Below are 25704 nucleotides of genomic sequence, written 5' to 3' on the forward strand. Positions count from 1 at the left end.
CAAACTGGTCAGCTCAGTACGGCGTTGAGGTAGACATTGTCGGCGAAAGCCGCCGCGACTTCATCGTCGGGGTAGACGAAGCCGTTGGCGGCGTGTAGCTGCACGATTGTGCGATGCGAAACCTGCCAGCCACGCTGGGTCAGATACTCGCTGATGTGGCTGTGCTCGAAGTGGTAGACGAGATCGTTGAAGTCGATATTGAACCCGAGCTCACTCATCCCCTCGTGATGTGCCCGCCAGCGCGGGTCAGTGAAAATTCTTGTGCCGGGGACGAATTCGCAGAACAGTTGGCTGTCGACAGCGCTCAACGCGGTGACGCTGTTGAGCAGGCCATCCTGGGCCTCGGGCGGCAGGTAGACCAAGAGCCCTTCGGCGCTCCACGCCGCGGGAGCCTGCGGGTCGAACCCCGCGGCCTGAAGGGCGGTAGGCCAATCGTCGCGCAAATCAACGGCAACAGTTCGACGCTTCGGCCGCCGGCTCGGCACCGAGCTTGCTCAACGCCGAGGTTTTGAAATCGATGACGTTCCGCATGTCGACCTCGTAGACGACGGTGCCTTTCGGCCAGGGCAGCCGGTAGGTACGCGCATCCAGCCAGCCGCCAGGATGACGGCCTGGCGGATACCGTTACGCGTCGCGTCGACGAAGTGCTGGTCGTAGAACCGGGTACGGATCGCCATTCCCCGCGCCATCCGGTCCGGGTCAAACTCGGTGTCGCCGGTGACGGGAATCTCGCCGTTCACCAGCCGGGTGTAGACGTCGATGCCCACCGCGTGGACCAACGGCGCGGCAAACGGGTCGTCGATCAGCCCGGCGGCCGAGGCCAGCGCTCGTTGGGCGGCCACCATCGTCGCCGCGGCGCCGACGCTCGTCGCCAGGTCCCAGCTGTCGCTATCGGTACGCATGGACATCGGGAGTCCCATCTCGGCGTTTCGCCAACAATATAGATCGCCTAGTTAATGCAGCGAACGGCGACCTTGACATAATCGACTACTGCGCTACTGTCTGCGTATGCATGCAGGTAACGAGGACGTCCGGCTGCCGGACGACCAGGTCAGCCTGGTGGTCGAGGTCTTCCGGATGTTGGCTGACGCCACCCGCGTTCAGCTGCTGTGGTCGCTCGCGGACCGCGAAATGTCGGTCAACGAACTCGCTGAGCATGTGGGCAAACCGGCGCCGTCGGTGTCCCAGCACCTTGCCAAGTTGCGGATGGCCCGGCTGGTGCGGAACCGCCGGGAGGGGACGACGATCTTCTACAGCCTGGAAAATAACCACGTGCGGCAGCTCGTTGTCGACGCCGTGTTCAACGCCGAGCACGCCGGGCCGGGGATGCCGCGCCATCACCGCGTCGACGACGGACTTCAGGTGGTCGACCGAAAGCCGGCGCGGAAAGATAACTGAGCACAACGTGTTTCACGCAAAGGAGATGATCGACGATGACTAATCAGCACAACCATGAAGGGCCGCACTCGCACGAGCACGAACACGAACACGAACACGGCGCAGTGGCCCACGAGCACGCGCACACCGCGCACGAACACGAGCACGTCGAGCACGAGCACACGCACGCCCGCGACGACGGAACCCAGCACAGCCACGGCCACGTGCATCAGTCCGGCCTCGAAGAGCCTCACGACCACGCGCACAGCTGACCGGCAGCAGCCGTCGCCGCTGAAATTTCGGTGGCGAACAGACGTAAAGGCGATCCTCCACCGCGGGGCGGCGCCCCCTGATAGCTGCTCGCCGAAGTACGGCCCGCTGCCGTCAGACGTTGGGGCAGTAGTGCTTTGGGTTGTCGCGCTCGTCGAGCGGTGGCAAGTTGCGTGCGGGAATGCGCATCAGCGGGTCGTCGCCGGGATGCGGCCGCTGGCACGGTCCCACCGCGCACATGCGGGCCCGGCGCGGCAAGCAGCTAAACACCAGCCGGACCACGTCACCGAAGCGGGGGTGTAGCCACTCGTCGCGACGCGTCCAGGTGTAGCCCATCAGCTCGCGCACCGGCGGGTCGTAGAGTCCGACGGTCAGCCAGACGAAGAACGGCGCAAGCAGTTTGCGCTGCAGGGTCCACAGCCGGTCCGGAAGCCATTGCGCGAACGGCGGTTTCGGCAACTCGGTCGAGTTGAGCACCGCGCGTGCCGCGAAGTCGTTCTCCGACACCTCGCGGCACATGTGGTCCCAGTAGACTCCGAACTCCTCCCCGTCTGCGGGACTGGGCGCACGCTCATGCCATATATCCGGTACCACTGCACATGCTCGTCGAACAGCTGGCGCTTCTGCGCCTCGGTCAAGCCACCGCAGAACCGCTTCGCCACACGCAACGTCCCGACAAACAAGGTCGAGTGCGCCCAATAGAAGGCATCGGGGTTCAACGCGTGATAGCGCCGGCCCTGACTGTCGGTGCCCTTGATGTCCACGTGGTAGTCGCGCACCTCGGCGCCGGTCGTCGGTGCGCGGTCGCCGTCGAAGACCACGCCGCCGATCGGGTACAGCGAGCGCAGCAGCCGCGGCCAGCGTTCGCGAAAGAAGTGGAGTGCTCTTCGACAGCCGCGCCCAGTTGCGGGTGCATGTTCTGCATCGACCCGGCCCACGGACCCTGCAGCATGCCGCGCCAGTCACCGAAGTACCGCCATGTCAGCGAGTCGGGCCCCAGCGGCGGTGTGTCATACCCGAGCGGTGAAACCGGGCAACCCGCCGCGACCCGGGGCGCCGCACACGTATCTTGACTCACTGGTGAGGTTTACTGTCCGTGCCGGCCAACCTGGCTACATGTGTTGTCATTATAGACCTTAGGAGTGACGTGCCGTCCGGTCAACGACGCGGCCGCTGGTCCGGCGTCCCCGTGGAGGACCGCCAGGCGCTGCGGCGCGACGAACTCATCGCGGCCGGCGTGCAGCTGCTCGGCGGGGAGAGCGGGCCAGCAGTGACGGTGCGCGCGGTATGCCGGCAGGCCGGGCTCACCGAACGCTACTTCTACGAAAGCTTCACTGACCGTGACGAATTCGTGCGCGGCGTCTATGGCGACGTCTGCGCACGCGCCATGTCGACGTTGATGTCTGCGACCACGCCGCGCGAAGCCGTGGAGCGATTCGTCGCGTTGATGGTCGACGACCCGGTGCGGGGCCGGGTGCTGTTGCTGGCCCCGGCGGCAGAGCCGGTGCTGGTCCGCTCCGGAGCGGAGTGGATGCCCAGCTTCATCGACCTGCTGCAGCACAAGCTGACCCAAATCGGCGACCCGGTGCGCCAAAACATGATCGCCACCGGTTTGATCGGCGGGCTGACCGCGCTGTTCACCGCGTACCTGGACGGGCGGCTAGCGGCCACCCGCGGGCAGTTCATCGATTACTGCGTAGAGATGCTGCTCAGCCGTGCCGCCGCGCGTTAAGGACGCGACGAAATGCGACGCGAAATGATGTCGTCGGCCGGAGGCTTGAATGCTACCGGCATACACAGATATATTGACTGAAACCGACAGATACAGATAACCGGGAGGTGCTGTGCCGGACCCTCAAGACCTGGACCTGTTGCACGAACTCGAGCCGGTTGTCGAGAAGTACATGAATCGGCACCTGAGCGTGCACAAGGCCTGGAATCCGCACGACTACATCCCCTGGTCGGACGGCAAGAACTTCTACGCGCTGGGTGGCCAGGACTGGGAGCCGGGGCAGTCCCAGCTGTCCGACGTCGCGCAGGTGGCCATGGTCCAGAACCTGATGACCGAGGACAACCTGCCTTCGTATCACCGCGAGATCGCGATGAGCTTTGGTATGGACGGCCCGTGGGGGCAGTGGGTGAACCGCTGGACCGCCGAGGAGAACCGGCACGGGATCGCGCTGCGCGACTACCTGGTGGTGACCCGTGCGGTCGACCCGATCGAGTTGGAGAAGTTGCGTATCGAGGTGGTGAACCGGGGCTTTAGCCCGGGCCAGAATCAGCAGGGCGATTTGTTCGCCGAGAACGTGTTCGACTCCATTCTCTACGTCACGTTCCAGGAGCTGGCCACCCGCGTCTCGCACCGCAACACCGGCAAGGCGTGCAATGAGCCGATCGCCGATCAACTGCTGGCCAAAATCTCCCAAGACGAGAACCTGCACATGATCTTCTACCGCGACGTCAGCGAAGCCGGCTTGCAGATCGCGCCGAACAAGGCGATGCATGCGTTGCACCGGGTGCTGCGTAACTTCAAGATGCCTGGGTTTACCGTGCCGGAGTTCCGCCGCAAGGCGGTGGTGATCGCCGTCGGCGGCGTTTACGACCCGCGCATCCACCTCGACGAGGTGGTGATGCCGGTGTTGAAGCGGTGGCGCATTTTCGAGCGTGACGATTTCACCGGCCAGGCCGCCCGCGAGCGAGACGATCTCGCTCTGCTGATCAAGGAACTCGAGATCGCCTGCGACAAGTTCGAGATCTCCAAGCAGCGTCAGCTTGAGCGGGAAGCGCGCAGGGGAGATCTTCGGATCACGGCTCTCCAGCTGCACACAACCAAGGACAAGCTCACGCTGAGCCGGCGGTAGCCGGCCGTGCGTATCGGGCCCATCGCGCTGGCCAGCCCGGTGGTGCTGGCCCCGATGGCAGGTGTGACGAACGTCGCATTCCGCACGCTATGCCGCGAACTTGAGCAGGACCGCGTCGGAACGGTCAGCGGGCTCTACGTCTGCGAGATGGTGACGGCGCGCGCGCTCGTCGGGCGGCATCCCGTCACCATGCACATGACGACGTTCTCCGCCGCCGAATCGCCGCGATCGCTGCAGCTCTACACCGTCGATCCGGCAACCACGTATGCGGCGGTGAAGATGGTCGCCGACGAAGGCCTGGCCGATCACGTCGACATGAATTTTGGCTGCCCAGTGCCCAAAGTCACCCGTCGTGGCGGCGGGGCGGCGCTGCCGTTCAAGCGACGGCTGTTCGGCCAGATCGTCGGGGCGGCCGTGGCCGCCACCGCGGGCACTGACATCCCGGTGACGGTGAAGTTCCGGATCGGCATCGACGACGACCACCACACCCATCTCGACGCGGGTCGGATCGCTGAGTCCGAGGGCGCAGCCGCGGTCGCATTACATGCCCGCACCGCCGCCCAGCGCTATTCCGGGGCCGCGGATTGGGGGCAGATTGCCCAGCTCAAGCAGCATGTGAGCACGATCCCGGTGCTCGGCAACGGCGACATCTTCGAAGCCAACGACGCGCTGACCATGATGGCCGTGACCGGCTGCGACGGCGTTGTCATCGGCCGCGGCTGCCTGGGCCGGCCGTGGCTGTTCGCCGAGCTGTCGGCCGCCTTCACCGGCAGCCCGCCGCCGACCCCGCCCAGTCTCGGCGAGGTCGCCAACATCATTCGCCGGCACGGGGAGCTGCTCGCCGCCCATTTCGGCGAAGACAAGGGCATGCGCGATATCCGCAAGCACATCGCCTGGTACCTGCGCGGCTTTCCCGCCGGATCGGAATTGCGGCGGGCCCTGGCGCTGGTCACGACGCTCGAGGAGCTCGACACTGCGCTGAACAAGCTTGACGCCAGCGTGCCGTTCCCGACCGCGGCTGGCGGGCCGCGCGGGCGCCAGGGCTCACCCGCCCGGGTCGCGCTGCCAGAGGGCTGGCTGGTCGACCGCGACGACTGCACGGTGCCGGCGGGCGCCGACATCATGCACTCGGGCGGCTAATCCCGGACGATCCCAGATCGCGTTTCGGCGCATGTCTGGCTACGATGTGGATCTTGTTGCGTCGCGTGCCAGTGGCAGAGTTCCCAACAAGCTCGGCCAGCTTTCGCTGCGCTGATGTGCGCGCACAACACGCGGAGAACAACATCAGATTCGGAGGCCGGTACGACATGAGTGACGGCGACTTTGGCGCCGATAAAGCCACTCCTGATACCGCTTCCGGCCATCCCCGCGCTTTCGGTGTCGACGGTGACGATGTAGGGCTTACCGCAGCGACCATCGGAACGCGAGGCGCCGCGCCGTGGGAGCGATTCGCAGCGCCTTCGCAAGGCATCGCCGTCGCCCGTCGATGGTCCCAGCCGTTGGCCCCATCGCCGACCGAGCCCGACGAAGACGACGGGCCCCGGGGGTGCCATACCGATGGTGAGCTCACCGTCGCCGAGCTGATCGCCAAGATCGGCGGCTCGACCGCGCAAAGGCCGCGGCATCGCCGCGCGGCTCCCGGCCCCGAGCCGCCAGAATCGAACGACGATGCCTATGCCGTGTCCCCGGCCTATGCCTTTGCGCTCACCGACGTAGAAGTCAGGCCGCCGCAGCGCCGCAGCGCCGAGCAGGCCACCGTCCTGCCGAAATCGCCGGTTCGCCCGCGACCCACACAGCCCGTCGACCGTCCCCCGGCTGACGAACATCCCACGCGCAAGCCGGGCCGCCGACGCCACGCGATGTTGCTGGCCGGCCGCTTGACGGCCGCCGCGATCGCGGCGCTGGCACTGGCGCTGACCGGCGAGGCTTGGCAGTGGAGCGCGTCAAAGAACCACCGGCTCAACACGGTCAGCGCATTGGACCCGCAGTCGCGGGACATCCTCGACCCGAATGCGCAATACGGCGACGAGGACTTTTTGATCGTCGGCATCGACTCCCGCGCCGGGGCGAACCGCGAAATGGGCGCGGGCAACACCGAGGATGCCGGCGGCGCGCGGTCAGACACCATCATGCTGGTCAACATTCCAGCGAACCGCAAACGCGTAGTCGCAGTGTCGTTTCCGCGCGACCTGGCGACCACGCCGATCCAGTGCGAGGCGTGGAACCCCGACACCGGCGAGTACGGACCGCTCTACGACCGGGACACCAAGAAATACGGCCCCCGATACGTCTACACCGAGACGAAGCTCAACTCCACCTTCGCATTCGGCGGGCCGAAGTGTCTGGTGAAGGAGATCCAGAAGCTGTCCGGGCTGAGTATCAATCGCTTCATTGCCATCGACTTCGCCGGTTTCGCCAAGATGGTCGACGCCCTGGGCGGCGTCGAGGTGTGCAGCACCGCCCCTCTGAAAGACTACGAACTGGGCACAGTGCTGGCCCATGCCGGACGCCAACGCATCGACTCGAAAACCGCGCTGAATTACGTTCGCGCCCGCAACGTCACGACTGAAAACAACGGCGACTACGGCCGCATCAAGCGCCAGCAGCTGTTCATGTCCTCGCTGCTGCGCTCGCTGATCTCCCAGGACACCTTCTTCTCGCCGAACAAGCTCAACAGCGTCGTCAATACGTTCATCAAGGACAGCTACGTCGACAACGTCAAGACCAAAGACCTCGTCCAGCTCGGCCAGTCGGTGCAGGGCATGTCTGCCGGTCACGTGTCCTTCGTGACCGTGCCGACCGGCGAAACCGACGAGAACGGCGACGAGCCACCCCGCACTTCCGACATGCGCGCGCTTTTCGATGCGATCATCAACGACGATCCGCTGCCCGGGGAAAACGACCTGAACGCGACGTCGACCCCGCCGACAAAGTCGCTGACCGGCAAAGCGCCCGAGACCACCGCCTTGTCGGCCCAGCCGCATCCCGAGCGGGTGCAGGCCGTCACGACGTCGCCGAAGGACGTCACCGTGCAGGTGTCGAACTCGACCAGCAAAACAGGGCTGGCCAGCACCGCCAGCACCCAGCTGAAGCGCCAAGGCTTCAAGGTCAAGACGCCGGACGACTACCCCAGCTCACTGAAGTCCACGACAGTGCTGTTCTCCCCCGGTAACGAACAGGCCGCGGCTACGGTCGCCGCGACTCTTTCCCATCCAAAGGTCGAGCGAGTCACCGGGATTGGGAAAACGGTGCAGGTCGTGCTCGGCCCGGACTTCTCGTCAGTCAGCGCTCCGCCGCCCAGCGGCTCGTCGGTCAGCGTGCAAATCGACCGCAACACCGCCAGCGCGCCGACCAAACTTCCGGAGGACTTGTCGGTGACCAACGCCGCCGACACCACATGCGAATAGTCGCAACCGTGCTCGAAGGTTTGAATGCAAACCGCCATCCACCGTGCGTTCACACCGCACTTCATCCCCGTCCTGCGATTGAGAACGTAGGCTTGTCGGCATGCGCACCGCTTACCATGAACAGCTTTCGGCGCTCTCCGAGCAGCTCGGCGAGATGTGCGAGCTGGCCGGTGCTGCAATGGAACGCGCAACTCAGGCGCTGCTTCAGGCAGATCTGGTGCTTGCCGAGCAGGTCATGTCCGACCACGAGAAGATCGCACAGCTCAGCACCCAGGCCGAGGAAAGCGCTTTCACCTTGCTCGCTTTACAAGCACCCGTCGCGGGCGATCTGCGGTCGATTGTGAGCGCAATCCAGATGGTTGCCGACATCGACCGGATGGGGGCGCTGGCGCTGCACGTCGCCAAGATCGCGCGAAGGCGTCATCCCCAGCATGCCCTGCCTGAAGAGGTCAACGGGTATTTTGCCGAGATGGGCAGAGTGGCAGTGGAATTGGGCAACAGCACACAAGAAGTGCTGTCATCCCGCGACCCCGAAAAGGCCGCTCGCATCCGCGAAGAAGACGACGCGATGGACGACCTGCACCGGCACCTGTTCAGCGTCTTGATGGACCGGGAGTGGAAGCACGGGGTGGCGTCAGCCGTCGACGTGACATTGCTGGGCCGGTTCTACGAGAGGTTCGCCGATCACGCCGTCGAGGTGGCGCGCCGAGTCATCTTCCAGGCGACCGGCCACTTCCCCGACGACGACGCCATCGCCACGCCCAGTTAGCCGAAGCGGCCGGAGATGTAGTCTTCGGTGGCCTTCTGAGTCGGGTTGGAGAAGATCTTCTCGGTGTCGTCGATCTCCACCAAGCGGCCCGGCTTTCCGACCGACTCCAGGTTGAAAAACGCGGTGTGATCGCTGACCCGAGCGGCCTGCTGCATGTTATGGGTGACGATGACGATGGTGTAGTCCTGCTTCAGTTCGGCGATCAGGTCCTCGATCGCCATCGTCGAAATCGGATCCAGAGACGAGCACGGCTCGTCCATCAGCAGCACGTCGGGTTGCACGGCGATGGCTCGCGCGATGCACAGCCGCTGCTGCTGGCCACCGGATAACCCGCCGCCTGGCCGGTCCAACCGGTCCTTGACCTCGTCCCACAGATTGGCACCGCGCAGCGCGTATTCTGCGGTGTCGTCGAGCCGCTTTCGGTTGCGCACGCCCTGCAGCTTCAGCCCGGCTACCACATTGTCGCGAATCGACATGGTGGGAAACGGATTCGGCCGCTGGAAGACCATTCCGATCGCACGACGCACGCCCACCGGGTCGATCCCTGAGCCATAGATGTCGTCGCCGTCGAGCGAAACGCTGCCCTGCATGCGGGCACCCGGGATGACTTCATGCATCCGGTTCAGTGTGCGCAGCACTGTGGTCTTGCCACAGCCCGACGGGCCGATGAATGCCGTGACGCTGCGGGGCAGAACCGACAGCGAAACGTCGGCGACCGCATGAAAGGCGCCGTAATAGATGTTGACGTCCGTGAGGTCTAGCCTCTTAGCCACTCCAGCTCCTGCCTAGCTTTCAGGCGCAACGATTTTCGCCAGCACCCTGGCCCCCACATTAATGACGGCGATCAGCAAAATCAGCGTTAGGGCAGCGCCCCACAACCGATCGGTAGGAATGGGGTTGGCGCCCGCGCCTGCCGAAGTCTGGTCATACATCATGCCTGGCAGCGATCCCATGAAGCCGTTGAACACGTCGAAGTTCATCGCCTGCGAATAGCCCACCAGGATCAGCAGCGGGGCGGTCTCCCCCATCACCCTGGCCAGCGCCAACATGACCCCAGTGATGATGCCGGACAACCCCGCCGGAAGCACAATCCGGGTGATCGTTTTCCATTTGGCCACGCCCAGCGCGAGGCTGGCCTCGCGCAGATCCACCGGGACGATCCGCAGCATCTCCTCGGTCGCGCGCACGATCACCGGAAGCATCAGCAGCACCAACGCCAGCGACACCGCAAAACCCGACCGAGGAAGGCCGAGCGCGGCGATGCACAGTGCATAGATGAACAGCGCGGCCACGATCGACGGGACACCGGTGAGAATGTCCACCATGAACGTGGTCAGCTTGCCCAGCGGAGTACCGCCGGCGTATTCGACCAGATAGATCGCGACGAAGATGCCGATCGGTATTGAGATGACCGCGCATACCAAGCCCTGCATGACTGTGCCGACGATGGCATGGTAGGCGCCACCGCCCGGTAAGAAGGCCGTCATGTCGGCTTGGGAATGCGTCCACCACTCGCTGGACCCGACAGCACTAAGACCTTTGGCCAGCACCGAATAGAGCACCCAGACCAGCGGTATCAGCGCCACCACTACCGACAGCGTCACCAGTGCGGTCGCCATCCCGTTGGCCGCCCGCCGGCGCCGGTTGACGGTGGTGAATACCCGCGCCTTCAGTGGGCGGTCCAGGATCGACGTCATCGCTCGTCCTTGCCGGCGACAGCGGCACGGGCCATCGCATCGACCACGAAGGTGAGCAGGAAAAGCACTAATCCGGCCGCAATGTAGGCGCCGGCTTTGTACTGGTTGTCGAATTCCGATGCGGCGGCCGCGATCTTTGTCGCGAAGGTGAAGCCCCCGTCGAACAATGACCAGCCGAACGCCGCCTGGGTGCCGCGCAGAATGATCAGCAGCGCGACGGTCTCACCGAGGGCGCGGCCCAATCCCAACATGGCGCCGCTGATATAGCCGGAACGTCCGAACGGCAGCACCGTGGTCCTGACCACCTCCCAGCGGGTCGCGCCGAGCGCCAGCGCAGCCTCGATGTGGCTCTGCGGCGTCTTGATGAACACTTCGCGGGTGACCGCGGTGATGATCGGCAGGATCATCACCGCCAACACGATCCCGCCGGTGAAGATCGTGCCGCCTCCGGGCACCGAGGCGTTGCCGCCCGCGAAGAGAAAAAGTCGGCCCAGGTGCTCGTTGAGCCAGGTCGCGATCGGTCGCAGCCGCGGCGCCAGCACGTACAGCCCCCAGACCCCGTAGATGATCGACGGGATCGCGGCCAGCAGGTCGACCACATAGGCCAGTGGTCCGGCGATACGGCGCGGTGAGTATTGGGTGAGAAAAATCGCGATGCCCAAGGCCACCGGCATCGCCAGGATCAGGGCGAACAGTGCCACGAGCACCGTGACCTGCAGCAGCTCGGCAATGCCGAACCGCATCGCCGCTGTATTGGTGGTGACCCAGTCGCCGCCGTAGGTCAGGAAATTTTCTTTGTCGCGCGCCAGCGCTGGGATGGCGCGTATGAGCAGAAATATCCCGATGGCGGCGGTCAACACGATGATCAGGACGCCGGAGCCCGTCGAAAGGCCACGAAACAGCCGGTCGGCAACACCGGGTTTGGCGCTGGCCCCGGGCAAGGGGCGGATTGCGGCGACGACCTCACCCGAACCGGCGTCGGTTGGATTGGGTGTTGTCATGGTGTTCCCATCGAGCAAAAGACCTTCGGCCACTAGGCGATCGGATCGGTCACTGGATCGCGTTGACCGCGGCGACCAGACGCTGTTTGAACCTCTCCGGTAACGGAACATACCCGGCGGCCGAAAGACCGCTTTGGGCGTTGACGGCGGCCACCGTCAACAGCGACTTGATCGCGGCTGTCGTCGCGGGGTCGTAGCCCTTGGAGCAGACGATCTCATAAGTGGCGAACACCAGCGGGTATGCACCGGGCCCTTTGACGCTGTACAGCGATGCCAGATTCAACTTCAAGTCGTTGCCCACCCCCGCGAAGGTGACGCTGTCGATGGCCTTGCGGGCCGCGTCATCGGTGAGGGCCACCGGCCCGCTGCCGGCGTCGATCTGCGCGTACGGCACGCCGCTTTCGTCGGCGAAGCCTTTCTCGACATACCCGATGGCGCCCGACGTGGATCGCACGGCTTGGATGACACCGGCGGACTTCTGTGTTCCTTCACCTACGCCACCTTGAAACTCGCTGCCGACGCCCCCGGTCCAGCTCTTCGGTGCGGCCGCGGTCAAGTACTTCTGAAAGTTGTCGGTGGTCCCCGATGAGTCCGACCGGTAGATCGGCCAGACCTTGGTGTCGGGCAGCGCCACGCCGGGGTTGAGCGCGGCGATCCGCGGGTCGCGCCAATTAAAGATTTGGCCGCTGAATATCTTGGCCAGCACATCACCGTTGACAACCAGCTGCTTGACACCGTCCAGATGGTAGGCCACCGCGATCGGCCAGAAGACCATCGGCAGATGCCAGGCCGGATGTCCGTGGCAGCGCTCGGCGGCCGGATCGATCTGGTCGCGGCTCAGCGGTGAGTCAGAGCCGGCGAAATCCACGTGCGCGGCGATGAACTGCTCACGCCCGGCGCCCGACCCGGTCGGGTTGTATGCCAACTGCTTTCCGGCGCACAACCGCGCCCAGTCCGTATTGAACAAGGCAATGGCGTTTTGCTGGGCCGTGGATCCCTCGGCGGTCAGGTCGGGCTTGCCGGCACAGTTCACCGGCCCCGTCGGCGCCGACATGCCGTACAGGTTGTTGTCGCTGCCGCAGCCGGTCGATATCAGGCCCGCGATCAACGCTATCGACACCGCGGCCACCCGCACTCTGCCCACCGGGTCGAGCTTCACGATCTCGCTTTCTCGCGGATTTCGCCCGCAACTTACCCTCGCGGCAGGGATGCCGCGGCTAACCCGAAAAGTATGCGCCGGGCGTAGCCGGTGCATCCCGCTGCCGGGTGAACGGCCGGCGAACAGCTCAGCGAGCGCCGACGCCGCCGCTCGTCGGGCTGGATGTGGCTGCCGCATAAGCGGTGTCCACGCTGTACTGGGTAAACCCTAGACGCCGATAGGCGCGCAGCGCGACGGTGTTGTCCGACTCGACATAGAGCATCGCCGTGGGATGGGCCGCTGCGGCCAGTCGCCGCGCCAGGAACGCGACGCCCACCGATGTCAGCAGCCCACCCAGGCCGCGGCCCTGCGCCGCTGGATCGACGCCGACGACGTAGACCTCACCCAGGCCAGGCTCTCCCGCATGCACTTTGGTCCAGTGGAAGCCCAGCAGCGCGTCCGTCTGCTCGTCGAAGGCCAGGAACAGCCCGTGGGGGTCGAACCACTCTTCGGCGCGTCGCTCGGCCAAATCAGTTGGCGTCCAGCCAGCCTGTTCGGGGTGCTGGGCGAATGCGGCGTTGTTGACCCGCAGCAGTTCGGCGTCGTCGGCGGTACCGGCGTAGGTCCGGATGCGAATATCGTCGGGCGCGGACGGCTCCGTGACGCCGTGCAGCGAGCGGCGCATCTGGACGAGTTCGCGAACCGGTGCCAAATCTAACGCGGAAGCGGTCGCCCGCGCTGAGTCCAGCGTGCCGTGCGCCCAAAACCGGTTATTCCCGGCGCTTTTCGACAACGCGGCGCGAATCATTTCGGCGCCGATACCGCGGCGGCGGGCGTGCGGATGCACCACCAGCTCCGCCATGCCGAAGCCATCCCGGGTCCCCGGGGAGAGATTCAGGTAACCGACGACCCGTCGGCCGCCGCTCGGATGGCGACCGGTCGTCAGCAGGTGCTCGGTGCGCCGATGCGCCAACTCCCGCAGAACTTGCTCGCCGACCGGTGCGACTCCGTCGACCTGGGCGGCCGCGTGGGCGAGTTCACGGATTTGCTGCTGCTCGTCGGCGGCCAGCCCCGCCCGCCACTCGGGCGACGTCACTGGCTGCGCAGCGGATCGACCAGCGGACCTTGGCGGCCCGCTACATCGGGTTCGTCGCCCTCGGCGGCTGGCCCGGCGTTCGGTGGCCGCCCGCGGCTCGGCCGGACCGCTTTGTAGCCCACGTTGCGTACCGTGCCGATCAGCGACTCGTACTCCGGCCCGAGTTTGGCGCGCAGTCGGCGGACGTGCACGTCGACCGTACGGGTGCCACCGAAGAAGTCGTATCCCCACACCTCGTGCAGCAACTGGGCCCGGGTGAATACCCGGCCGGCATGCTGCGCCAGGTACTTCAGCAGTTCGAACTCCTTATATGTCAGGTCCAACGGGCGTCCACGCAACCGGGCGGTGTAGGTGCTCTCGTCGATCACCAGTTCGCCAAGGCTGATCTTGCCGACGCCTTCCTGATCCTGCAGGCTGCCCTTGCGGCCGATCAATAGTCGCAGCCGGGCATCGATCTCGGCGGGCCCGGTGCCGGGAAGCAAGATCTCGTCCAGACCCCAGTCGACGTTAACAGCCACCAGGCCGCCCTCGTTCACCACTATTACCGCTGGAATCGAGCGGCCCGTCGTACTCAGCAACCGGCACAGTCCACGCGCTGCCGGCAGGTCAAGTCGCGCGTCGACGATCAGTACGTCCGCGCTACCTACTTCCAGCAGGGCAGAAACGTCGGGAGCCGCTGTGCGCACGTGGTGAGCAAGCAGCGACAACGACGGCAGGACCACGTCCGGATGCGGCTCCGCGGTCAGCAGTAGTAGATCCAACAAGCCCCTCCAGCGTCGCGGGAAGGCAACTCCCAACTTCATGGCGAGGCGTGAAGTTATCGGCCAGCTATTTAACGATAGCGTGAAGCCTGCAAGTCAGCGCGATGACGATGCAGACCGGGGCGGTCTGAGAAGGAATCGCGCCATCAGATCCAGCGCGATGACGATGCAGACCGGGGGCGAGCCGGGCAACCCCATCCAGCTCGGCGCCGACGGCGCGGTAGGCCACAATATGCGGATGCGGAAGGTGCTGGCCGCTGCGGCAGCGGTGGTGCTGGCCGCCGTGATCGGGCTGCTGGGAGCCGTAGGCGTCGACTTCGGGACCACCATCTACGCCGAGTATCGGCTGGCCCGCACGGTGCGGCAGGCAGCGGGCCTGGGTTTCGATCCATTCGTCGCGATCCTCGGCTTTCCGGTAATCCCGCAGGCGATGCGCGACCGCTACGACGAGGTGGAAATCAAGGCCGGCGCCGTCGACCGTCCGGTGATCGGGAAAGCCACGCTGGAGGCGACCATGCATTCGATCGACTTAATCGACACATCGTGGCTGATCCGGCCCAGTGCCAAGCTTCGGGTCGGCAAGCTGGAGAGCCGGATCATCATCGACTCGCTGCATCTTGGCCGCTACATGGGTATCCGCGACCTGATGGTGGAGGCGCCGCCGCAGGAGACCAACGACGCGACCGGCGGGACAACTGAATCGGGGATCTCGGGTAGCCACGGTCTGGTGTTCACCGGCACCCCGAAGTCGGCCCACTTCGACAAGCGGGTCAGTGTGTCTGTGGACCTGTCGATGGCCGGCGACGACAAGACCACGCTGGTGTTCGCCCCTACCGGTGTGCTGACCGGCCCGGACACCGCCAATCAGAAGGTTCCCGACGAGAAGCGCGACGCGGTGCTGGCCGCGTTCGCCGGCACGCTGCCCGACCAACGACTTCCGTTCGGGGTGGAGCCGACAAGCCAGGGCGCCCGTGGCTCCGATGTGATCATCGAGGGCATCACCGCCGGATTAACCATTGCGCTCGACGGGTTCAACCGGGCGTGATCCCCGCGATCGTGGCCGTTGTGGCAGCGCTTGCCCTGGCGGCCGTCGTCGGCTTGCTGCTGACCCGGCGTGCCGGCACCGTCCGGCCGACCGATTCTTCGGCGGCCGCGCACGTGGACACCAGCGACTTGGGCCTGTCTGATGACGGGCCCACCGTCGTGCATTTCAGCGCGCCATGGTGCTCGCCGTGTGTCCACGTGCGGCGCGTGGTTACCCAGGTATGTGACGACCTTGGTGATGTCGCACACGTGGAAATCAACATGGACGCCAATCCGGCCGCCGCGCGACGTCTTTCAGTTTTGTCGCTGCCCACGACGTTTATCTTCGATGCGCAGGGGCGTCAGCGATACCGCGCCGCGGGTGTGCCGAAAGCCGATGACCTGCGGTCGGCGTTGGCTCCGCTGTTGGCTTGATGGGGTGGCCATTGGGTAAGCTGTCGGATGTGTCCTCCCGCCTTGAGCTTCTGCTCACCAAGCGCCGCGCAGTCGATCTGTGCCGCGTCGCGGGTTGCTGCTGTTGTTGTAGTTGCTGAGTAGCCGCGCTTTCTCGCGCCGCGCTCGAAGCAGCCAGGAACCAACATCATTGGCGCGCGTCCGCATACCCCCTGCATAGAGCAGCTAGGAGCACCATCATGTCGAGCACCGGCACCGTCCACCAGGTCGATGTCCGTGGCCCCCGATTCGTCGCGTGGATCACCACCGGTGTGCTGGTGATCGCCCTGATCGTTTCGGGACTCAGCTCGCTGGCCGCCGCGGTCATTCTGAGTCTGCAGGCCGTCGTCTTCGCTATCGGCGCCGTCGCCGGCCCGCGCCGTCATCCCTACGGGATGGTGTTCGCCAGTGTGCTGGCGCCGCGGCTGGGACCTGTCCGCGAGCGTGAGCCGGCGGCGCCGCTGAAGTTCGCCCAACTGGTCGGCCTGGTCTTCGCAGTTATCGGCGCAGCCGGATTCGCTTTTGCTGCGCCGCCGGTCGGCCTCATCGCCACCGCCGCAGCACTGATGGCGGCTTTTCTCAACGCAGCTTTCGGGATCTGCCTGGGCTGCCAGCTCTACCCGCTCGTCGTGCATCTGAAGGCCCGCCTCCCGGACTTCTAAGCCCGCGTAACTGCCGAAAGGACCCCCAACATGGCACGCGCCGACGTCCTGGTCTCCGCCGACTGGGCCCAGAGCAATCTCGACGCCGGCAACACGGTCTTCGTCGAAGTCGACGAGGACACCGGCGCATACGACGTCGGCCACGTCCCCGGCGCAGTCAAACTGGACTGGCGTACCGATCTGCAAGACCCGGTCCGGCGTGACTTCCTCGACGCCCAGCAGTTCTCCAAACTGCTCAGTGACCGCGGCATCGCCAACGACGACACCGTGATCCTCTACGGCGGCAACAACAACTGGTTCGCCGCCTACGCGTACTGGTATCTCAAGCTGTACGGTCACGACAACGTCAAGCTCATCGACGGTGGCCGCAAGAAGCGGGAGCTCGACGGGTGGCCGCTGTCGGCCGAGACGGTGAACCGACCGGCGACGTCATACATCGCAAGGGCGCCCGACAACAGCATCCGCGCGTTTCGCGATGACGTCATCGCGGCCATCAACGTCAAGAACCTGGTCGATGTCCGCTCTCCGGACGAGTTCTCCGGCAAGGTGATGGCACCGGCGCACCTGCCTCAGGAACAAAGCCAGCGGCCGGGCCACATCCCCGGCGCGATCAACGTGCCGTGGAGCAAAGCCGCCAACGAGGACGGCAGTTGGACGGAATACGGCTCCCTGGTGGGCGCCCCGATCGAGTTGGGAAGCTGATATGTGCTCTGCACCAAAGCAAGGACAGACGTTGCCGGCCAGCGTCGACCTGGAGAAGGAGACGGTGATCATCGGTCGCGTCGTCGATGGTAACGGCCAGGCGGTTGGCGGGGCGTTCGTGCGTCTGCTGGACTCGTCCGACGAGTTCACCGCCGAGGTCGTCGCGTCGGCCACCGGTGACTTCCGGTTCTTCGCTGCGCCGGGATCATGGACGCTGCGTGCGCTGTCGGCTGTCGGTAACGGTGACGCGGTGGTGAGCCCGTCGGGCGCCGGGGTCCACGAGGTCGACGTCAAGCTCGCCTGACCACCAGGTCTCCCCCGCCAGTCCCAGGATCGTTGGCGAACTAGACTCGTTGCCGTGGTTCTGTTCTTCGAGATCATGCTGGTCGCCGCCGTTGTGGTGATCTCTTGGTTCGCGCTGTACACCCTGTACCGGCTGATCACCGACGAGTCGTGACGCGCCGTCGACGATGCAGAGCGCAGCGATGCGGAGGAGCGGCGCATGACCTCCAGCGCCGACGCCGGTGACGAGTCGGTCCACCCGCCTAGTTCCGGGGACCGTGCCGTGGCCGCAGCCGCCCAACGCGCCAAGGTGACTGCGGCTCGCAACATCCCGGTCTTCGACGACCTGCCTATTCCCGCGGACACTGCGAACCTGCGCGAAGGCGCAAACCTGAATGACGCCCTGCTGGCTTTGCTTCCGCTGGTTGGCGTGTGGCGCGGCGAAGGCGAGGGCCGCGGAGCCAACGGCGACTACCGGTTCGGGCAGCAGATCGTGGTCTCACACGACGGCGGCGACTATCTCAACTGGGAAGCACGGTCCTGGCGGCTTACCGATTCCGGCGACTACCAAGGACCCGACTTGCGGGAAACCGGCTACTGGCGCTTCGTGAACGATCCCCACGACCTGACTGAGTCAGACGCCATCGAGTTGCTGCTGGCGCACTCGGCCGGCTACGTCGAGCTGTTCTACGGGCGGCCGCTCAACCAGTCGTCATGGGAATTGGTCACCGATGCCTTGGCCCGCAGCCGGTCTGGCGTGCTGGTCGGTGGCGCTAAGCGGCTCTACGGCATCGTCGAGGGCGGTGACCTGGCCTACGTCGAAGAACGGGTGGACGCCGACGGGGGGTTGGTGCCGCACGTGTCGGCGCGGCTGTCGCGGTTCGCCGGCTAGCACGCGCTGGCAGCTGCGGCCGAATGCTGCTCGACCAGGGCGAAGATGCGTTATCGTCGCATCGCAGTTTGACTGTTCGCCCCCGTGCCGAGGGGAGAGTGCTATGGGGCTCTTTATCAGCTATTCGAGCCAAGACAGGTCGGCCATCGAGCCCCTGACGGCAGCGCTTCGGCGGGCCCGCCAGCAGGTTTGGTTCGATGACGACCTGGGCGGCGGCGAAGCCTGGTGGAACGAAATCCTCGAGCAGATCCGCTCGTGCGAGGTCTTCATCGTCGCGCTGTCGAATCACTCGCCGGAGTCCAAGCCCTGTCAGGCCGAATTGCGCTATGCGAAAGCCCTCCAGAGACCGATCCTTCCCGTTCGGATCGGCCCGGTCGACAGCATGCGGGCCAATCCCCTTGCGTCGCTGCAGGTTATCGATTACCAGAACCCGACCGTCGACACCGGTATCCAGCTGGTCAGCGCGGTCCACGCGTTAGCGGCCCAACAGCCGCCGTTGCCCTCGCCGCCGCCCGACGAACCGCCGGTGCCGTTCGCCTATCTGATGCGGCTCAGCAGCACCCTCGCCGAGCAAGATCTTGACCCTCGCCAACAAACTCACTTGCTGACCGAACTCAAATCCGGGCTCGAAGAGGACGGCGACGATCCCACTGCCCGAAACGACATCGCCCGTCTGCTGCGCACGCTGCGTGACCGAAGCGATGTCACCTACCGCACCCGAAGCGAAATCGACAACCTGCTGGCGTCGGTCGACGCGAAGTCCCCAACCGCAGCAGCGTCATCCACAGAACCCGACCAACCAGGCGGGGCCGCTGGCGGGTCGACGACTCCGACACGAACCGGCACCGCCACCGAGCATCTCGGCGGCGCCAAACCGTCCCGCGCTGCCCTCGACTGGACGAAGCCTGCCCGCTTCGGATGACGGTGGGGCGTCCCGCAGGCGGTTATTGATCGCGGCCGGTGCCGGACTAACGGTCGTCGTCGCGGTCGTGGTGGTAGCGGTGCTCGTCACCCAACGGCCGAGCCCCACACCGTCACCGAAACCGACCACCCCAGCTGCCGCACCGACGCCATCCGCAAACCTGAACTCGATTCTGCTCAGCGCCGCAGATATCAACACCCGGCGCCTTCGTCACACCTGGACAAGCGCATATCGGCTGCCGCAGAGAGCCTTTGGCGTTTAGGGCTAGACCTCAAGAAATGGGCAGCCCCCGAGCCATAGTTCCTGGTTGGACAGACCGGAGGCTCGGGGGCTGGGTGGCTGCGGGGAATTCGCCAGCGCGCGCAGGTGATTCCTCGCCCGGTACAGCTAGCGGGCAGCCACCTCACAAGTCCATTCAGCTATCAATTTCGCGGACCACCTCCTTCCCTGTGTACGGCCGACCGTACCCGGTCAGCGCCGCGCCGACAACCGATTTCAGCGATCGCTGACAATGGCGGCGTCGACAAGCTCGGCGAATTCCGCCGCCATCGGGGCGCTCGGCAATACCCACCCGTCGAGCGTATGGACGCGAGCCGCCAGCGTCATGCTCGACACTAACCAAATTCCTTGCGCTGCAAAAAGATCAGCGACACGCAGAGCACGATAGTCGCAGTCGTAGCCTTTGGCGCGGGCGACGCCGAACAGCGCCTGCTGCGTGGTCCCGCGCAGGATCGGATACCAGGGCGGCGGAGTCAGCAGGCACACATTGCCCCCGGCTGCTGCGCCACCGACGGCGATCACCACCGTCGACCGCGGGCCTTCCAGAACGTAGCCGTCCGAGCTGACGAAAATGACGTCACCGGCGCCCTGCCGGGCGGCATGTCGCAGCGCGGCCATGTTGATGGCGTAGGACAGCGTCTTGGCGCCGGCCAGCAGCCACGGCATCGCCTCGACACCGGTCGCGGGCAGCTCGCGGGGCAGCGTCACCGCGGCCACGCCGTCGCGACGGGCGGCAGTGATCCGGTCGGCGATCGGATTGACCGTCACGTAGGCGGTGGACGCGGAGCCGCGTTCCCGGCCGCGGCTGTAGACCAAGCGCATCGCACCCTCGTCGGCGGTGTCGGACGCCCACTGCCGCGCTGCCAAGTCGATCGCGTGCCGCCAGGCCGTCAGGTCCGGCGCCGCCAGATCCAGCAGTTTCGCCGAATGGCTCAGCCGGCTTAGATGCGCCTCCACCAGGCACGGCTTGCCGTCGCGGACCAGCAACGTCTCGAACACGCCGTCGCCCCGCACTACGGCGAGGTCGTCGGCGAACAGGAGTGGCGTTGCCGGCGGATGTACCTCACCGTCGAGCGTGACGACCACGCCCGGGTGACCTGTCATGGACCAGAAGCCTAGTGGTGATCGCGAGCGCGGCGAAGCCGGGCGCTGCGGGTCGCCACCGAAAGACCTAGTGGTGATCGCGAGCGCGGCGAAGCCGGGCGCTGCGGGTCGCCACCGAAAGACCCAGTGGTGATCGCGAGCGCGGCGAAGCCGGGCGCTGCGGGTCGCCACCGAAAGACCCAGTGGTGATCGCGAGCGCGGCGAAGCCGGGCGCTGCGGGTCGCCACCATAAGACCCAGTGTCTGAGCCCGTAGAGTTGGTGTGTGTCCGCCGTTCCCGCCCCCGAGCCCGGCCCCGACGCCGGCGCGATCTGGCATTTTGGCGACCCGCTGGGCGAGCAGCGGGCAGCCGAAACCGCCGCCGTGCTGGTCGATCGCTCGCACCGTCGGGTGCTCACATTGACCGGTGCCGACCGGCAAACCTGGCTGAACAGCATCTCGAGCCAACGTGTCAGCGAGCTGCCCGACGGCGCCAGCACGCAAAACCTCAGCCTGGACGGGCAGGGACGCGTCGAGGATCACTGGATTCAAACCGAGTTCGGCGGCGTCACCTATCTCGACACCGAGCCATGGCGGGGCGAGCCGCTGTTGGACTATCTGCGCAAGATGGTGTTCTGGTCGGACGTCATTCCCGCCGCCGCGGACCTGGCCGTGCTCTCGCTGTTGGGGCCACAGCTCGGCGAGCCGGCGGTGCTCGAGGCGCTGGGATTGGATGCGTTGCCCGCCGAGATGACCGCGGTGCCGACGGCCGGTAATGGCTTCGTGCGCCGGATGATCGGGGCGCAAGCCGGCCAAGTCGAGCTGGATGTTTTGGTCGACCGACGCGAGTCCGCCGACCTGCAGCGCCGTTTAACGCAGGCGGGCCTGCGCCCGGCCGGAGTATGGACCTACGAGGCCCACCGGGTGGCGGCCGTGCGGCCGCGGCTCGGCGTCGACACCGACGAACGCACAATCCCGCACGAAGTGGGTTGGATCGGCGGCCCGGGGCTGGGCGCGGTCCACCTCGACAAAGGCTGCTACCGCGGTCAGGAGACCGTCGCGCGGGTGCACAACCTGGGCAAACCTCCCCGCGTGCTGGTGTTGTTGCACCTCGACGGATCGGCGGACCGGCCCGCTACCGGCGACCCCGTATTGGCTGACGGTCGCGCAGTGGGCAGGCTCGGCACCGTGGTCGAGCACATCGATCTGGGTCCGGTGGCGCTCGCGCTGCTCAAACGGGGGATACCGGCCCAGACCGCGCTGATGACCGGCGGCGAGGCCGAGGTGCCCGCAGTGATCGACCCCGACTCGCTGCCGCCAATCGACGCGCCCGGCGCCGGTCGGGTGGCCGTCGAGCGACTCCGAGGAACGGCGCGATGACTATCTGCACGGGTGCGGGGCGCGACAGCACGCACCCATCGGGCACGCTAAGCTGTCAGCAGGACAATAAAGACAAAAGATCGGAGCCGCCTACTCGTTGGGCCGCTCCGTTATTGCGCGAGGGGGTTCCCCCATGGGCCGCGGCCGGGCTAAGGCGAAGCAGACCAAGGTTGCTCGTCAACTTAAGTACAGCTCACCGCAGACCGATTTCGATCGGCTTCAGCGCGAGCTGTCCGGGTCGGGCGATGACGACGCCGACCAGCAGGACGGCGAAGAACCCTGGAATGCCGACGACGACTGGCGCCGCTGAAAGTTTTCGGAACCACCAGCGGCCATTTCCGGCCCGCATTGGTATCGCCTCAAGCTGATTCCTAAAACCGCGGGTGCTGCCCCACGAGCTTGGCTCGCGGGCTTTCCTTCCCGCCTTTGTTGATTGCACCGATCACCCAGCTGCTCAAATGCCGGGCGGTCAGAATCGCCAACGCGCGGTCGGTGTCGTCCGGCGCCACGACGGCGATCATGCCGACACCCATGTTGAAGGTTTTTTCCATCTCGGCGCGGGACACCCGGCCGCGCTGGGCGATCATCGCAAAGACGGGTGCCGGGGTCCACGTGCCGCGGTCGACCTCGGCCACCAGCCCATGCGGGATGACCCGTTCGAGGTTGCCGGCCAATCCGCCCCCGGTCACATGGCAGAACGTCCGGACTTGGGTTTCGGCGGCCAGCGCCAAGCAGTCCTTGGCGTAGATGAGGGTCGGCTCGAGTAACTCTTCGCCGAGCGTGCGGCCGAACTCTTCGACGTACCCGGCCAGATTCATCCGGTCGATCTCTAGCAGCACCTTGCGGGCCAGCGAGTATCCGTTCGAATGCAGCCCGGATGACCCCATCGCGATAATGACGTCTCCCGGCTTGACCCGGTCGGGGCCGAGCACGCCGTCGGCTTCAACCACGCCCACGGCAGTGCCCGAGATGTCGTAGTGGTCGGGCTCGATCAGACCGGGATGCTCGGCGGTTTCGCCGCCGAGCAACGCACAACCGGCGCGCATGCAGCCTTCGGCGATACCGCCGACGATCGCGTTGAGCCGTTGCGGCACGATGCGGCCCAGGGCGATGTAGTCCAGGAGGAACAGCGGCTCGGCTCCGCATACCACCAGGTCGTCGACCGCCATCGCCACCAGGTCCAGGCCGACGGTGTCATGTTTGTCCATCGCCTGTGCGACCGCCAGCTTGGTACCCACCCCGTCGCTGGATGCCGCCAGCAACGGTTCGCGGTAATCGCTTCGTAGCGCGAACAATCCGGCGAATCCGCCAAGCTTGCTGCGCACCTCGGGCCTGGTGGCTTTGGAGGCCAACGGCTTGAACAACTCAACGGCGCGGTCCCCGGCGTCGATATCGACTCCGGCCGATGCATAGGTGACGCCCGGGTCGACCGGTTCTTTTCCGGACTTCTTGCTAAGGTCGGCCATCGTCGATAAAGGCTACCGGTCGAGGCCGAACCCGTGTATCGGCCACCTGTCCGCTGAGCTAGGGATCGCGCAGCGCGGAGGCCTGCTCCGCTTCCGGCGATATTCCGCGGGCCGCAATGTCGGCCTGCCTAGCTTCCCGCGCGGTCGTGGCCAGCATGTGCTCGACGACGTTCTTGCCCAGCGCGTTCTCGCTGGGCAGCTCGATCGGATAGCTGCCCTCGAAACAGGCCGCACAGAGCCGCGAGGAGGGTTGCTCGGTCGCAGCGATCAAGCCACGCAGCGAGATGTACCCGAGCGTGTCGGCGTTGATGGCATGCCGCACCGCCTCCAGCATCTCGTCCCCCTCTTCGACCGCGTTCGCGATCAACTCCGCCGGCGACGGAAAGTCGATGCCGTAGAAGCAAGGCCATTTCACCGGTGGCGAGGCGATGCGCACATGCACCTCGACGGCGCCGGCCTCCCGCAGCATCCTGACCAAAGCGCGTTGGGTGTTGCCCCGCACGATCGAGTCGTCGACGACGATGAGCCGCTTACCGCGGATCACCTCTTTGAGCGGGTTGAGCTTCAGCCGGATACCGAGCTGGCGAATGGTCTGCGACGGCTGAATGAAGGTGCGCCCGACGTACGCGTTCTTCATCAGGCCTTGCCCGTAGGGAATGCCGGCCTCTTGGGCATAGCCCACGGCGGCTGGTGTGCCGGACTCCGGAACGCCGATCACCAGGTCGGCATCGATCGGGCATTCGCGGGCCAGCCGACGACCGATCTCGAGCCGGGCGCCATGCACCGACCGACCGGCGATCGTACTATCCGGTCGCGCCAGGTAGACGTACTCGAAAATGCAGCCCTTGGGTTCTGGATTGGCGAAGCGGGCCGACCGGACGCCATCAGCGTCGATGGCCAACAACTCGCCCGGCTCGATGTCGCGAACGAACGAGGCGCCGACGATGTCCAGAGCAGCGGTCTCGGAGGCAACCACCCAGCCACGGTCCAGCCGTCCCAGTGACAGCGGACGTACGCCGTACGGGTCGCGCGCGGCGTACAACGTGTTCTCGTCCATGAACGTCAGACAGAACGCGCCGCGCACAGTCGGCAGCACTTCCAGCGCGGACTGCTCCAGGCTGGAGTCGGCCGCGCCGTGGGCCAGCAGTGCACCCAAGATGTCGGAGTCGGTGGTCGCCGCACAATGAACCCGGCTGTTGACCAACCCTGCTTCCCGGGCACGCGCGACAAGCTCGGCGCTGTTCACCAGGTTGCCGTTGTGCCCCAGTGCCACCCCGGTGCCGGCCGCGGTGTTGCGGAACACCGGCTGCGCGTTTTCCCACGTGGTTTGGCCGCTCGTGGAGTATCGGCAGTGCCCGACCGCGACATGGCCTTCCATGGCCGCCAACGTCTGCTCATCGAAAACCTGGCTGACCAGGCCGAGATCCTTGAAGACCAGTACCTGCGAGCCGTCCGCGACGGCGATGCCGGCGGCCTCTTGGCCACGATGCTGCAACGCGTAGAGCCCATAGTAGGTGAGTTTTGCGACTTCTTCGCCGGGGGCCCATACGCCGAACACACCGCATTCTTCGCCGGGCGGGTTTTCCTCGGGCACTGGCAACTGGGCGGTCACGGTCGGGCGGCTCCCTGGGGGCGGAGTGGTGACGTTTGCAGTCTACGGACAGCACCGCGATATGGCCGAATCGAGCGTGCGTGTTGTGTCACCGCACACCGGTTTTCCAGGCTAGTCGATCCCATGGGATGTCAGCTGTCACATACGTCACAAAACTCACTAACCGGCCAAGCTCACCAGCGGTAGCCAGGCCCGGATCTCACCGGCTCGCGAGCCCGACAGACGCAGCGCCCCGGTGGCGCTGGCATCGGTGACCCCCAGTAGCCCGGTGGACAGCAGCAGCCATGTTCGCGGATCGGCCTCGACCACGTTGGGTGGTGTGCCTCGGGTATGCCTCGGCCCGGAAATACACTGCACAGCAACAAAAGGCGGAACGCGTACCTCGACGCTGGCGCCCGGTGCCTGGTCGGCCAAGGTGTGCGCGGTGAGCCGAACCGCTGCCGCCAGATGCGCTCGGCTCGGAGCGGGACGGGTGTCGTCGCGGAGCCAGGCTTCGACCGCACGGACCGCGTCGCGGGTCGCTACCGGATCGGCTCGATGGCGGGCCATCCCTCTAGGGTCCATGAAGGCTG

General features: G+C 65.8%; 28 protein-coding genes and 2 pseudogenes. 17 read left to right on the top strand and 13 right to left on the bottom strand.

Features of this window, described 5'->3' with window-relative positions:
- Window positions 1–8: 8 nt before the first annotated feature.
- A pseudogene (locus M5I08_RS22150) lies at window positions 9–902 on the bottom strand (SAM-dependent methyltransferase).
- 106 nt (window positions 903–1008) lie between these two features.
- Here M5I08_RS22150 and M5I08_RS22155 point away from each other — a divergent pair.
- The gene (locus M5I08_RS22155) at window positions 1009–1398 is read left to right on the top strand and encodes an ArsR/SmtB family transcription factor (RefSeq protein ID WP_219067946.1); all 390 of its coding nucleotides are present in this window, start codon (window positions 1009–1011) and stop codon (window positions 1396–1398) included.
- Window positions 1399–1433: 35 nt separating this feature from the next.
- Entirely contained in the window at window positions 1434–1649 is a 216-nt protein-coding gene (locus M5I08_RS22160; RefSeq protein WP_219067945.1) for a zinc transporter Slc39a7, read from the top strand.
- 112 nt (window positions 1650–1761) lie between these two features.
- Here M5I08_RS22160 and M5I08_RS22165 read toward each other — a convergent pair whose 3' ends face one another.
- Both M5I08_RS22165 and M5I08_RS22170 read right to left on the bottom strand, forming a co-directional pair.
- Window positions 1762–2166 carry an oxygenase MpaB family protein gene (locus M5I08_RS22165; protein ID WP_370328531.1) on the bottom strand — a complete coding sequence of 135 codons (405 nt, stop codon included), beginning with the start codon at window positions 2164–2166 and terminating at the stop codon, window positions 1762–1764.
- Between the two features lie 89 nt (window positions 2167–2255).
- Window positions 2256–2599, bottom strand: a pseudogene (locus M5I08_RS22170) (oxygenase MpaB family protein); the annotation flags it as partial.
- A gap of 195 nt (window positions 2600–2794) precedes the next feature.
- On the opposite strand from M5I08_RS22170, the gene M5I08_RS22175 reads away from it, so the two are divergent.
- The 5 genes from M5I08_RS22175 to phoU all read left to right on the top strand — a co-directional run bounded on the left by M5I08_RS22175 (window position 2795) and on the right by phoU (window position 8684).
- A complete protein-coding gene (locus M5I08_RS22175) occupies window positions 2795–3379 on the top strand; it encodes a TetR/AcrR family transcriptional regulator (protein WP_219067944.1) in 585 nt (194 codons plus the stop codon).
- A 112-nt stretch (window positions 3380–3491) separates the two neighbouring features.
- Window positions 3492–4508, top strand: a complete 1017-nt coding sequence (locus M5I08_RS22180) for an acyl-ACP desaturase (protein ID WP_219067943.1) — start codon at window positions 3492–3494, stop codon at window positions 4506–4508.
- A gap of 54 nt (window positions 4509–4562) precedes the next feature.
- A complete protein-coding gene (gene dusB, locus M5I08_RS22185) occupies window positions 4563–5648 on the top strand; it encodes a tRNA dihydrouridine synthase DusB (protein ID WP_249763429.1) in 1086 nt (361 codons plus the stop codon).
- A 167-nt stretch (window positions 5649–5815) separates the two neighbouring features.
- Window positions 5816–7915, top strand: a complete 2100-nt coding sequence (locus M5I08_RS22190) for an LCP family protein (protein WP_219067941.1) — start codon at window positions 5816–5818, stop codon at window positions 7913–7915.
- 100 nt (window positions 7916–8015) lie between these two features.
- Window positions 8016–8684, top strand: a complete 669-nt coding sequence (phoU, locus tag M5I08_RS22195) for a phosphate signaling complex protein PhoU (protein ID WP_219067940.1) — start codon at window positions 8016–8018, stop codon at window positions 8682–8684.
- Here the strand turns inward: phoU and pstB are convergent.
- From pstB to M5I08_RS22225, 6 genes are all read right to left on the bottom strand, one after another.
- On the bottom strand, window positions 8681–9457 hold the full coding sequence (gene pstB, locus M5I08_RS22200; protein ID WP_219067939.1) for a phosphate ABC transporter ATP-binding protein PstB: 777 nt from the start codon (window positions 9455–9457) through the stop codon (window positions 8681–8683). The two genes, phoU and pstB, sit on opposite strands and share 4 nt — an antisense overlap.
- Window positions 9458–9469: 12 nt before the next feature.
- Window positions 9470–10381: a phosphate ABC transporter permease PstA gene (pstA, locus tag M5I08_RS22205; RefSeq protein WP_219067938.1), complete on the bottom strand. Its 912-nt coding sequence runs from the start codon at window positions 10379–10381 to the stop codon at window positions 9470–9472.
- Window positions 10378–11382, bottom strand: a complete 1005-nt coding sequence (gene pstC / locus M5I08_RS22210; protein ID WP_219067937.1) for a phosphate ABC transporter permease subunit PstC — start codon at window positions 11380–11382, stop codon at window positions 10378–10380. Before pstC ends, pstA begins: the two co-directional genes overlap by 4 nt.
- Before the next feature lie 49 nt (window positions 11383–11431).
- Window positions 11432–12541, bottom strand: coding sequence for a phosphate ABC transporter substrate-binding protein PstS (gene pstS, locus M5I08_RS22215; RefSeq protein WP_249762963.1), 1110 nt, complete (start codon window positions 12539–12541; stop codon window positions 11432–11434).
- 127 nt (window positions 12542–12668) lie between these two features.
- On the bottom strand, window positions 12669–13616 hold the full coding sequence (gene mshD, locus M5I08_RS22220) for a mycothiol synthase (RefSeq protein ID WP_219067936.1): 948 nt from the start codon (window positions 13614–13616) through the stop codon (window positions 12669–12671).
- On the bottom strand, window positions 13613–14380 hold the full coding sequence (locus M5I08_RS22225; RefSeq protein WP_219067935.1) for a winged helix-turn-helix transcriptional regulator: 768 nt from the start codon (window positions 14378–14380) through the stop codon (window positions 13613–13615). Before M5I08_RS22225 ends, mshD begins: the two co-directional genes overlap by 4 nt.
- A 229-nt stretch (window positions 14381–14609) precedes the next feature.
- On the opposite strand from M5I08_RS22225, the gene lmeA reads away from it, so the two are divergent.
- From lmeA to M5I08_RS22260, 8 genes are all read left to right on the top strand, one after another.
- On the top strand, window positions 14610–15422 hold the full coding sequence (lmeA, locus tag M5I08_RS22230) for a mannan chain length control protein LmeA (RefSeq protein WP_219067959.1): 813 nt from the start codon (window positions 14610–14612) through the stop codon (window positions 15420–15422).
- Window positions 15422–15835: a TlpA family protein disulfide reductase gene (locus tag M5I08_RS22235; protein WP_219067960.1), complete on the top strand. Its 414-nt coding sequence runs from the start codon at window positions 15422–15424 to the stop codon at window positions 15833–15835. Before lmeA ends, M5I08_RS22235 begins: the two co-directional genes overlap by 1 nt.
- Window positions 15835–15954 (top strand): Ms5788A family Cys-rich leader peptide, encoded by a 120-nt coding sequence (locus M5I08_RS27115; RefSeq protein ID WP_370328668.1) that lies wholly within the window; start codon window positions 15835–15837, stop codon window positions 15952–15954. The genes M5I08_RS22235 and M5I08_RS27115 overlap by 1 nt, the downstream gene beginning before the upstream one ends.
- A 99-nt stretch (window positions 15955–16053) precedes the next feature.
- On the top strand, window positions 16054–16515 hold the full coding sequence (locus M5I08_RS22240; protein WP_219067934.1) for a DUF4395 domain-containing protein: 462 nt from the start codon (window positions 16054–16056) through the stop codon (window positions 16513–16515).
- A gap of 30 nt (window positions 16516–16545) precedes the next feature.
- Window positions 16546–17217: a sulfurtransferase gene (locus tag M5I08_RS22245; RefSeq protein WP_219067933.1), complete on the top strand. Its 672-nt coding sequence runs from the start codon at window positions 16546–16548 to the stop codon at window positions 17215–17217.
- A gap of 1 nt (window position 17218) precedes the next feature.
- Window positions 17219–17521, top strand: a complete 303-nt coding sequence (locus M5I08_RS22250; RefSeq protein WP_219067932.1) for a DUF1416 domain-containing protein — start codon at window positions 17219–17221, stop codon at window positions 17519–17521.
- Window positions 17522–17719: 198 nt separating this feature from the next.
- Window positions 17720–18391: a heme-binding beta-barrel domain-containing protein gene (locus M5I08_RS22255; RefSeq protein WP_219067931.1), complete on the top strand. Its 672-nt coding sequence runs from the start codon at window positions 17720–17722 to the stop codon at window positions 18389–18391.
- Between the two features lie 103 nt (window positions 18392–18494).
- Entirely contained in the window at window positions 18495–19313 is an 819-nt protein-coding gene (locus tag M5I08_RS22260) for a toll/interleukin-1 receptor domain-containing protein (RefSeq protein ID WP_219067930.1), read from the top strand.
- A gap of 495 nt (window positions 19314–19808) precedes the next feature.
- On the opposite strand, the gene M5I08_RS22265 is transcribed toward M5I08_RS22260, so the two are convergent.
- The gene (locus M5I08_RS22265) at window positions 19809–20678 is read right to left on the bottom strand and encodes an aminodeoxychorismate lyase (protein WP_219067958.1); all 870 of its coding nucleotides are present in this window, start codon (window positions 20676–20678) and stop codon (window positions 19809–19811) included.
- Window positions 20679–20959: 281 nt separating this feature from the next.
- Between M5I08_RS22265 and ygfZ the strand changes: the two genes are divergently transcribed.
- Both ygfZ and M5I08_RS22275 read left to right on the top strand, forming a co-directional pair.
- Window positions 20960–22054, top strand: coding sequence for a CAF17-like 4Fe-4S cluster assembly/insertion protein YgfZ (gene ygfZ, locus M5I08_RS22270; RefSeq protein WP_219067929.1), 1095 nt, complete (start codon window positions 20960–20962; stop codon window positions 22052–22054).
- Window positions 22055–22187: 133 nt separating this feature from the next.
- Window positions 22188–22364, top strand: coding sequence for a DUF3073 domain-containing protein (locus tag M5I08_RS22275; protein ID WP_219067928.1), 177 nt, complete (start codon window positions 22188–22190; stop codon window positions 22362–22364).
- Between the two features lie 61 nt (window positions 22365–22425).
- Here the strand turns inward: M5I08_RS22275 and purM are convergent, their stop codons facing one another.
- From purM to M5I08_RS22290, 3 genes are all read right to left on the bottom strand, one after another.
- The gene (gene purM, locus M5I08_RS22280) at window positions 22426–23520 is read right to left on the bottom strand and encodes a phosphoribosylformylglycinamidine cyclo-ligase (RefSeq protein WP_219067927.1); all 1095 of its coding nucleotides are present in this window, start codon (window positions 23518–23520) and stop codon (window positions 22426–22428) included.
- Between the two features lie 58 nt (window positions 23521–23578).
- The gene (purF, locus tag M5I08_RS22285) at window positions 23579–25132 is read right to left on the bottom strand and encodes an amidophosphoribosyltransferase (protein WP_370328532.1); all 1554 of its coding nucleotides are present in this window, start codon (window positions 25130–25132) and stop codon (window positions 23579–23581) included.
- Window positions 25133–25291: 159 nt separating this feature from the next.
- Window positions 25292–25681, bottom strand: a complete 390-nt coding sequence (locus M5I08_RS22290) for a sterol carrier family protein (protein ID WP_219067926.1) — start codon at window positions 25679–25681, stop codon at window positions 25292–25294.
- Window positions 25682–25704 lie beyond the last annotated feature (23 nt).

The sequence above is a fragment of the Candidatus Mycobacterium methanotrophicum genome, from assembly GCF_023515995.1.
Classification (GTDB): Bacteria; Actinomycetota; Actinomycetes; order Mycobacteriales; family Mycobacteriaceae; genus Mycobacterium; species Mycobacterium methanotrophicum.

Coding starts and splice junctions, on each gene's coding strand:
- M5I08_RS22245 (WP_219067933.1), top strand. CDS start 16,546: ATGGCACGCGCCGACGTCCTGGTCTCCGCCGACTGGGCCCAGAGCAAT.
- M5I08_RS27115 (WP_370328668.1), top strand. CDS start 15,835: ATGGGGTGGCCATTGGGTAAGCTGTCGGATGTGTCCTCCCGCCTTGAG.
- M5I08_RS22240 (WP_219067934.1), top strand. CDS start 16,054: ATGTCGAGCACCGGCACCGTCCACCAGGTCGATGTCCGTGGCCCCCGA.
- phoU (WP_219067940.1), top strand. CDS start 8,016: ATGCGCACCGCTTACCATGAACAGCTTTCGGCGCTCTCCGAGCAGCTC.
- M5I08_RS22275 (WP_219067928.1), top strand. CDS start 22,188: ATGGGCCGCGGCCGGGCTAAGGCGAAGCAGACCAAGGTTGCTCGTCAA.
- M5I08_RS22255 (WP_219067931.1), top strand. CDS start 17,720: ATGACCTCCAGCGCCGACGCCGGTGACGAGTCGGTCCACCCGCCTAGT.
- M5I08_RS22165 (WP_370328531.1), bottom strand. CDS start 2,166: ATGTGCCGCGAGGTGTCGGAGAACGACTTCGCGGCACGCGCGGTGCTC.
- M5I08_RS22155 (WP_219067946.1), top strand. CDS start 1,009: ATGCATGCAGGTAACGAGGACGTCCGGCTGCCGGACGACCAGGTCAGC.
- M5I08_RS22160 (WP_219067945.1), top strand. CDS start 1,434: ATGACTAATCAGCACAACCATGAAGGGCCGCACTCGCACGAGCACGAA.
- lmeA (WP_219067959.1), top strand. CDS start 14,610: ATGCGGATGCGGAAGGTGCTGGCCGCTGCGGCAGCGGTGGTGCTGGCC.
- M5I08_RS22250 (WP_219067932.1), top strand. CDS start 17,219: ATGTGCTCTGCACCAAAGCAAGGACAGACGTTGCCGGCCAGCGTCGAC.
- pstC (WP_219067937.1), bottom strand. CDS start 11,382: ATGACAACACCCAATCCAACCGACGCCGGTTCGGGTGAGGTCGTCGCC.
- M5I08_RS22260 (WP_219067930.1), top strand. CDS start 18,495: ATGGGGCTCTTTATCAGCTATTCGAGCCAAGACAGGTCGGCCATCGAG.
- dusB (WP_249763429.1), top strand. CDS start 4,563: ATGGCAGGTGTGACGAACGTCGCATTCCGCACGCTATGCCGCGAACTT.
- M5I08_RS22190 (WP_219067941.1), top strand. CDS start 5,816: ATGAGTGACGGCGACTTTGGCGCCGATAAAGCCACTCCTGATACCGCT.
- M5I08_RS22290 (WP_219067926.1), bottom strand. CDS start 25,681: ATGGCCCGCCATCGAGCCGATCCGGTAGCGACCCGCGACGCGGTCCGT.
- purM (WP_219067927.1), bottom strand. CDS start 23,520: ATGGCCGACCTTAGCAAGAAGTCCGGAAAAGAACCGGTCGACCCGGGC.
- pstA (WP_219067938.1), bottom strand. CDS start 10,381: ATGACGTCGATCCTGGACCGCCCACTGAAGGCGCGGGTATTCACCACC.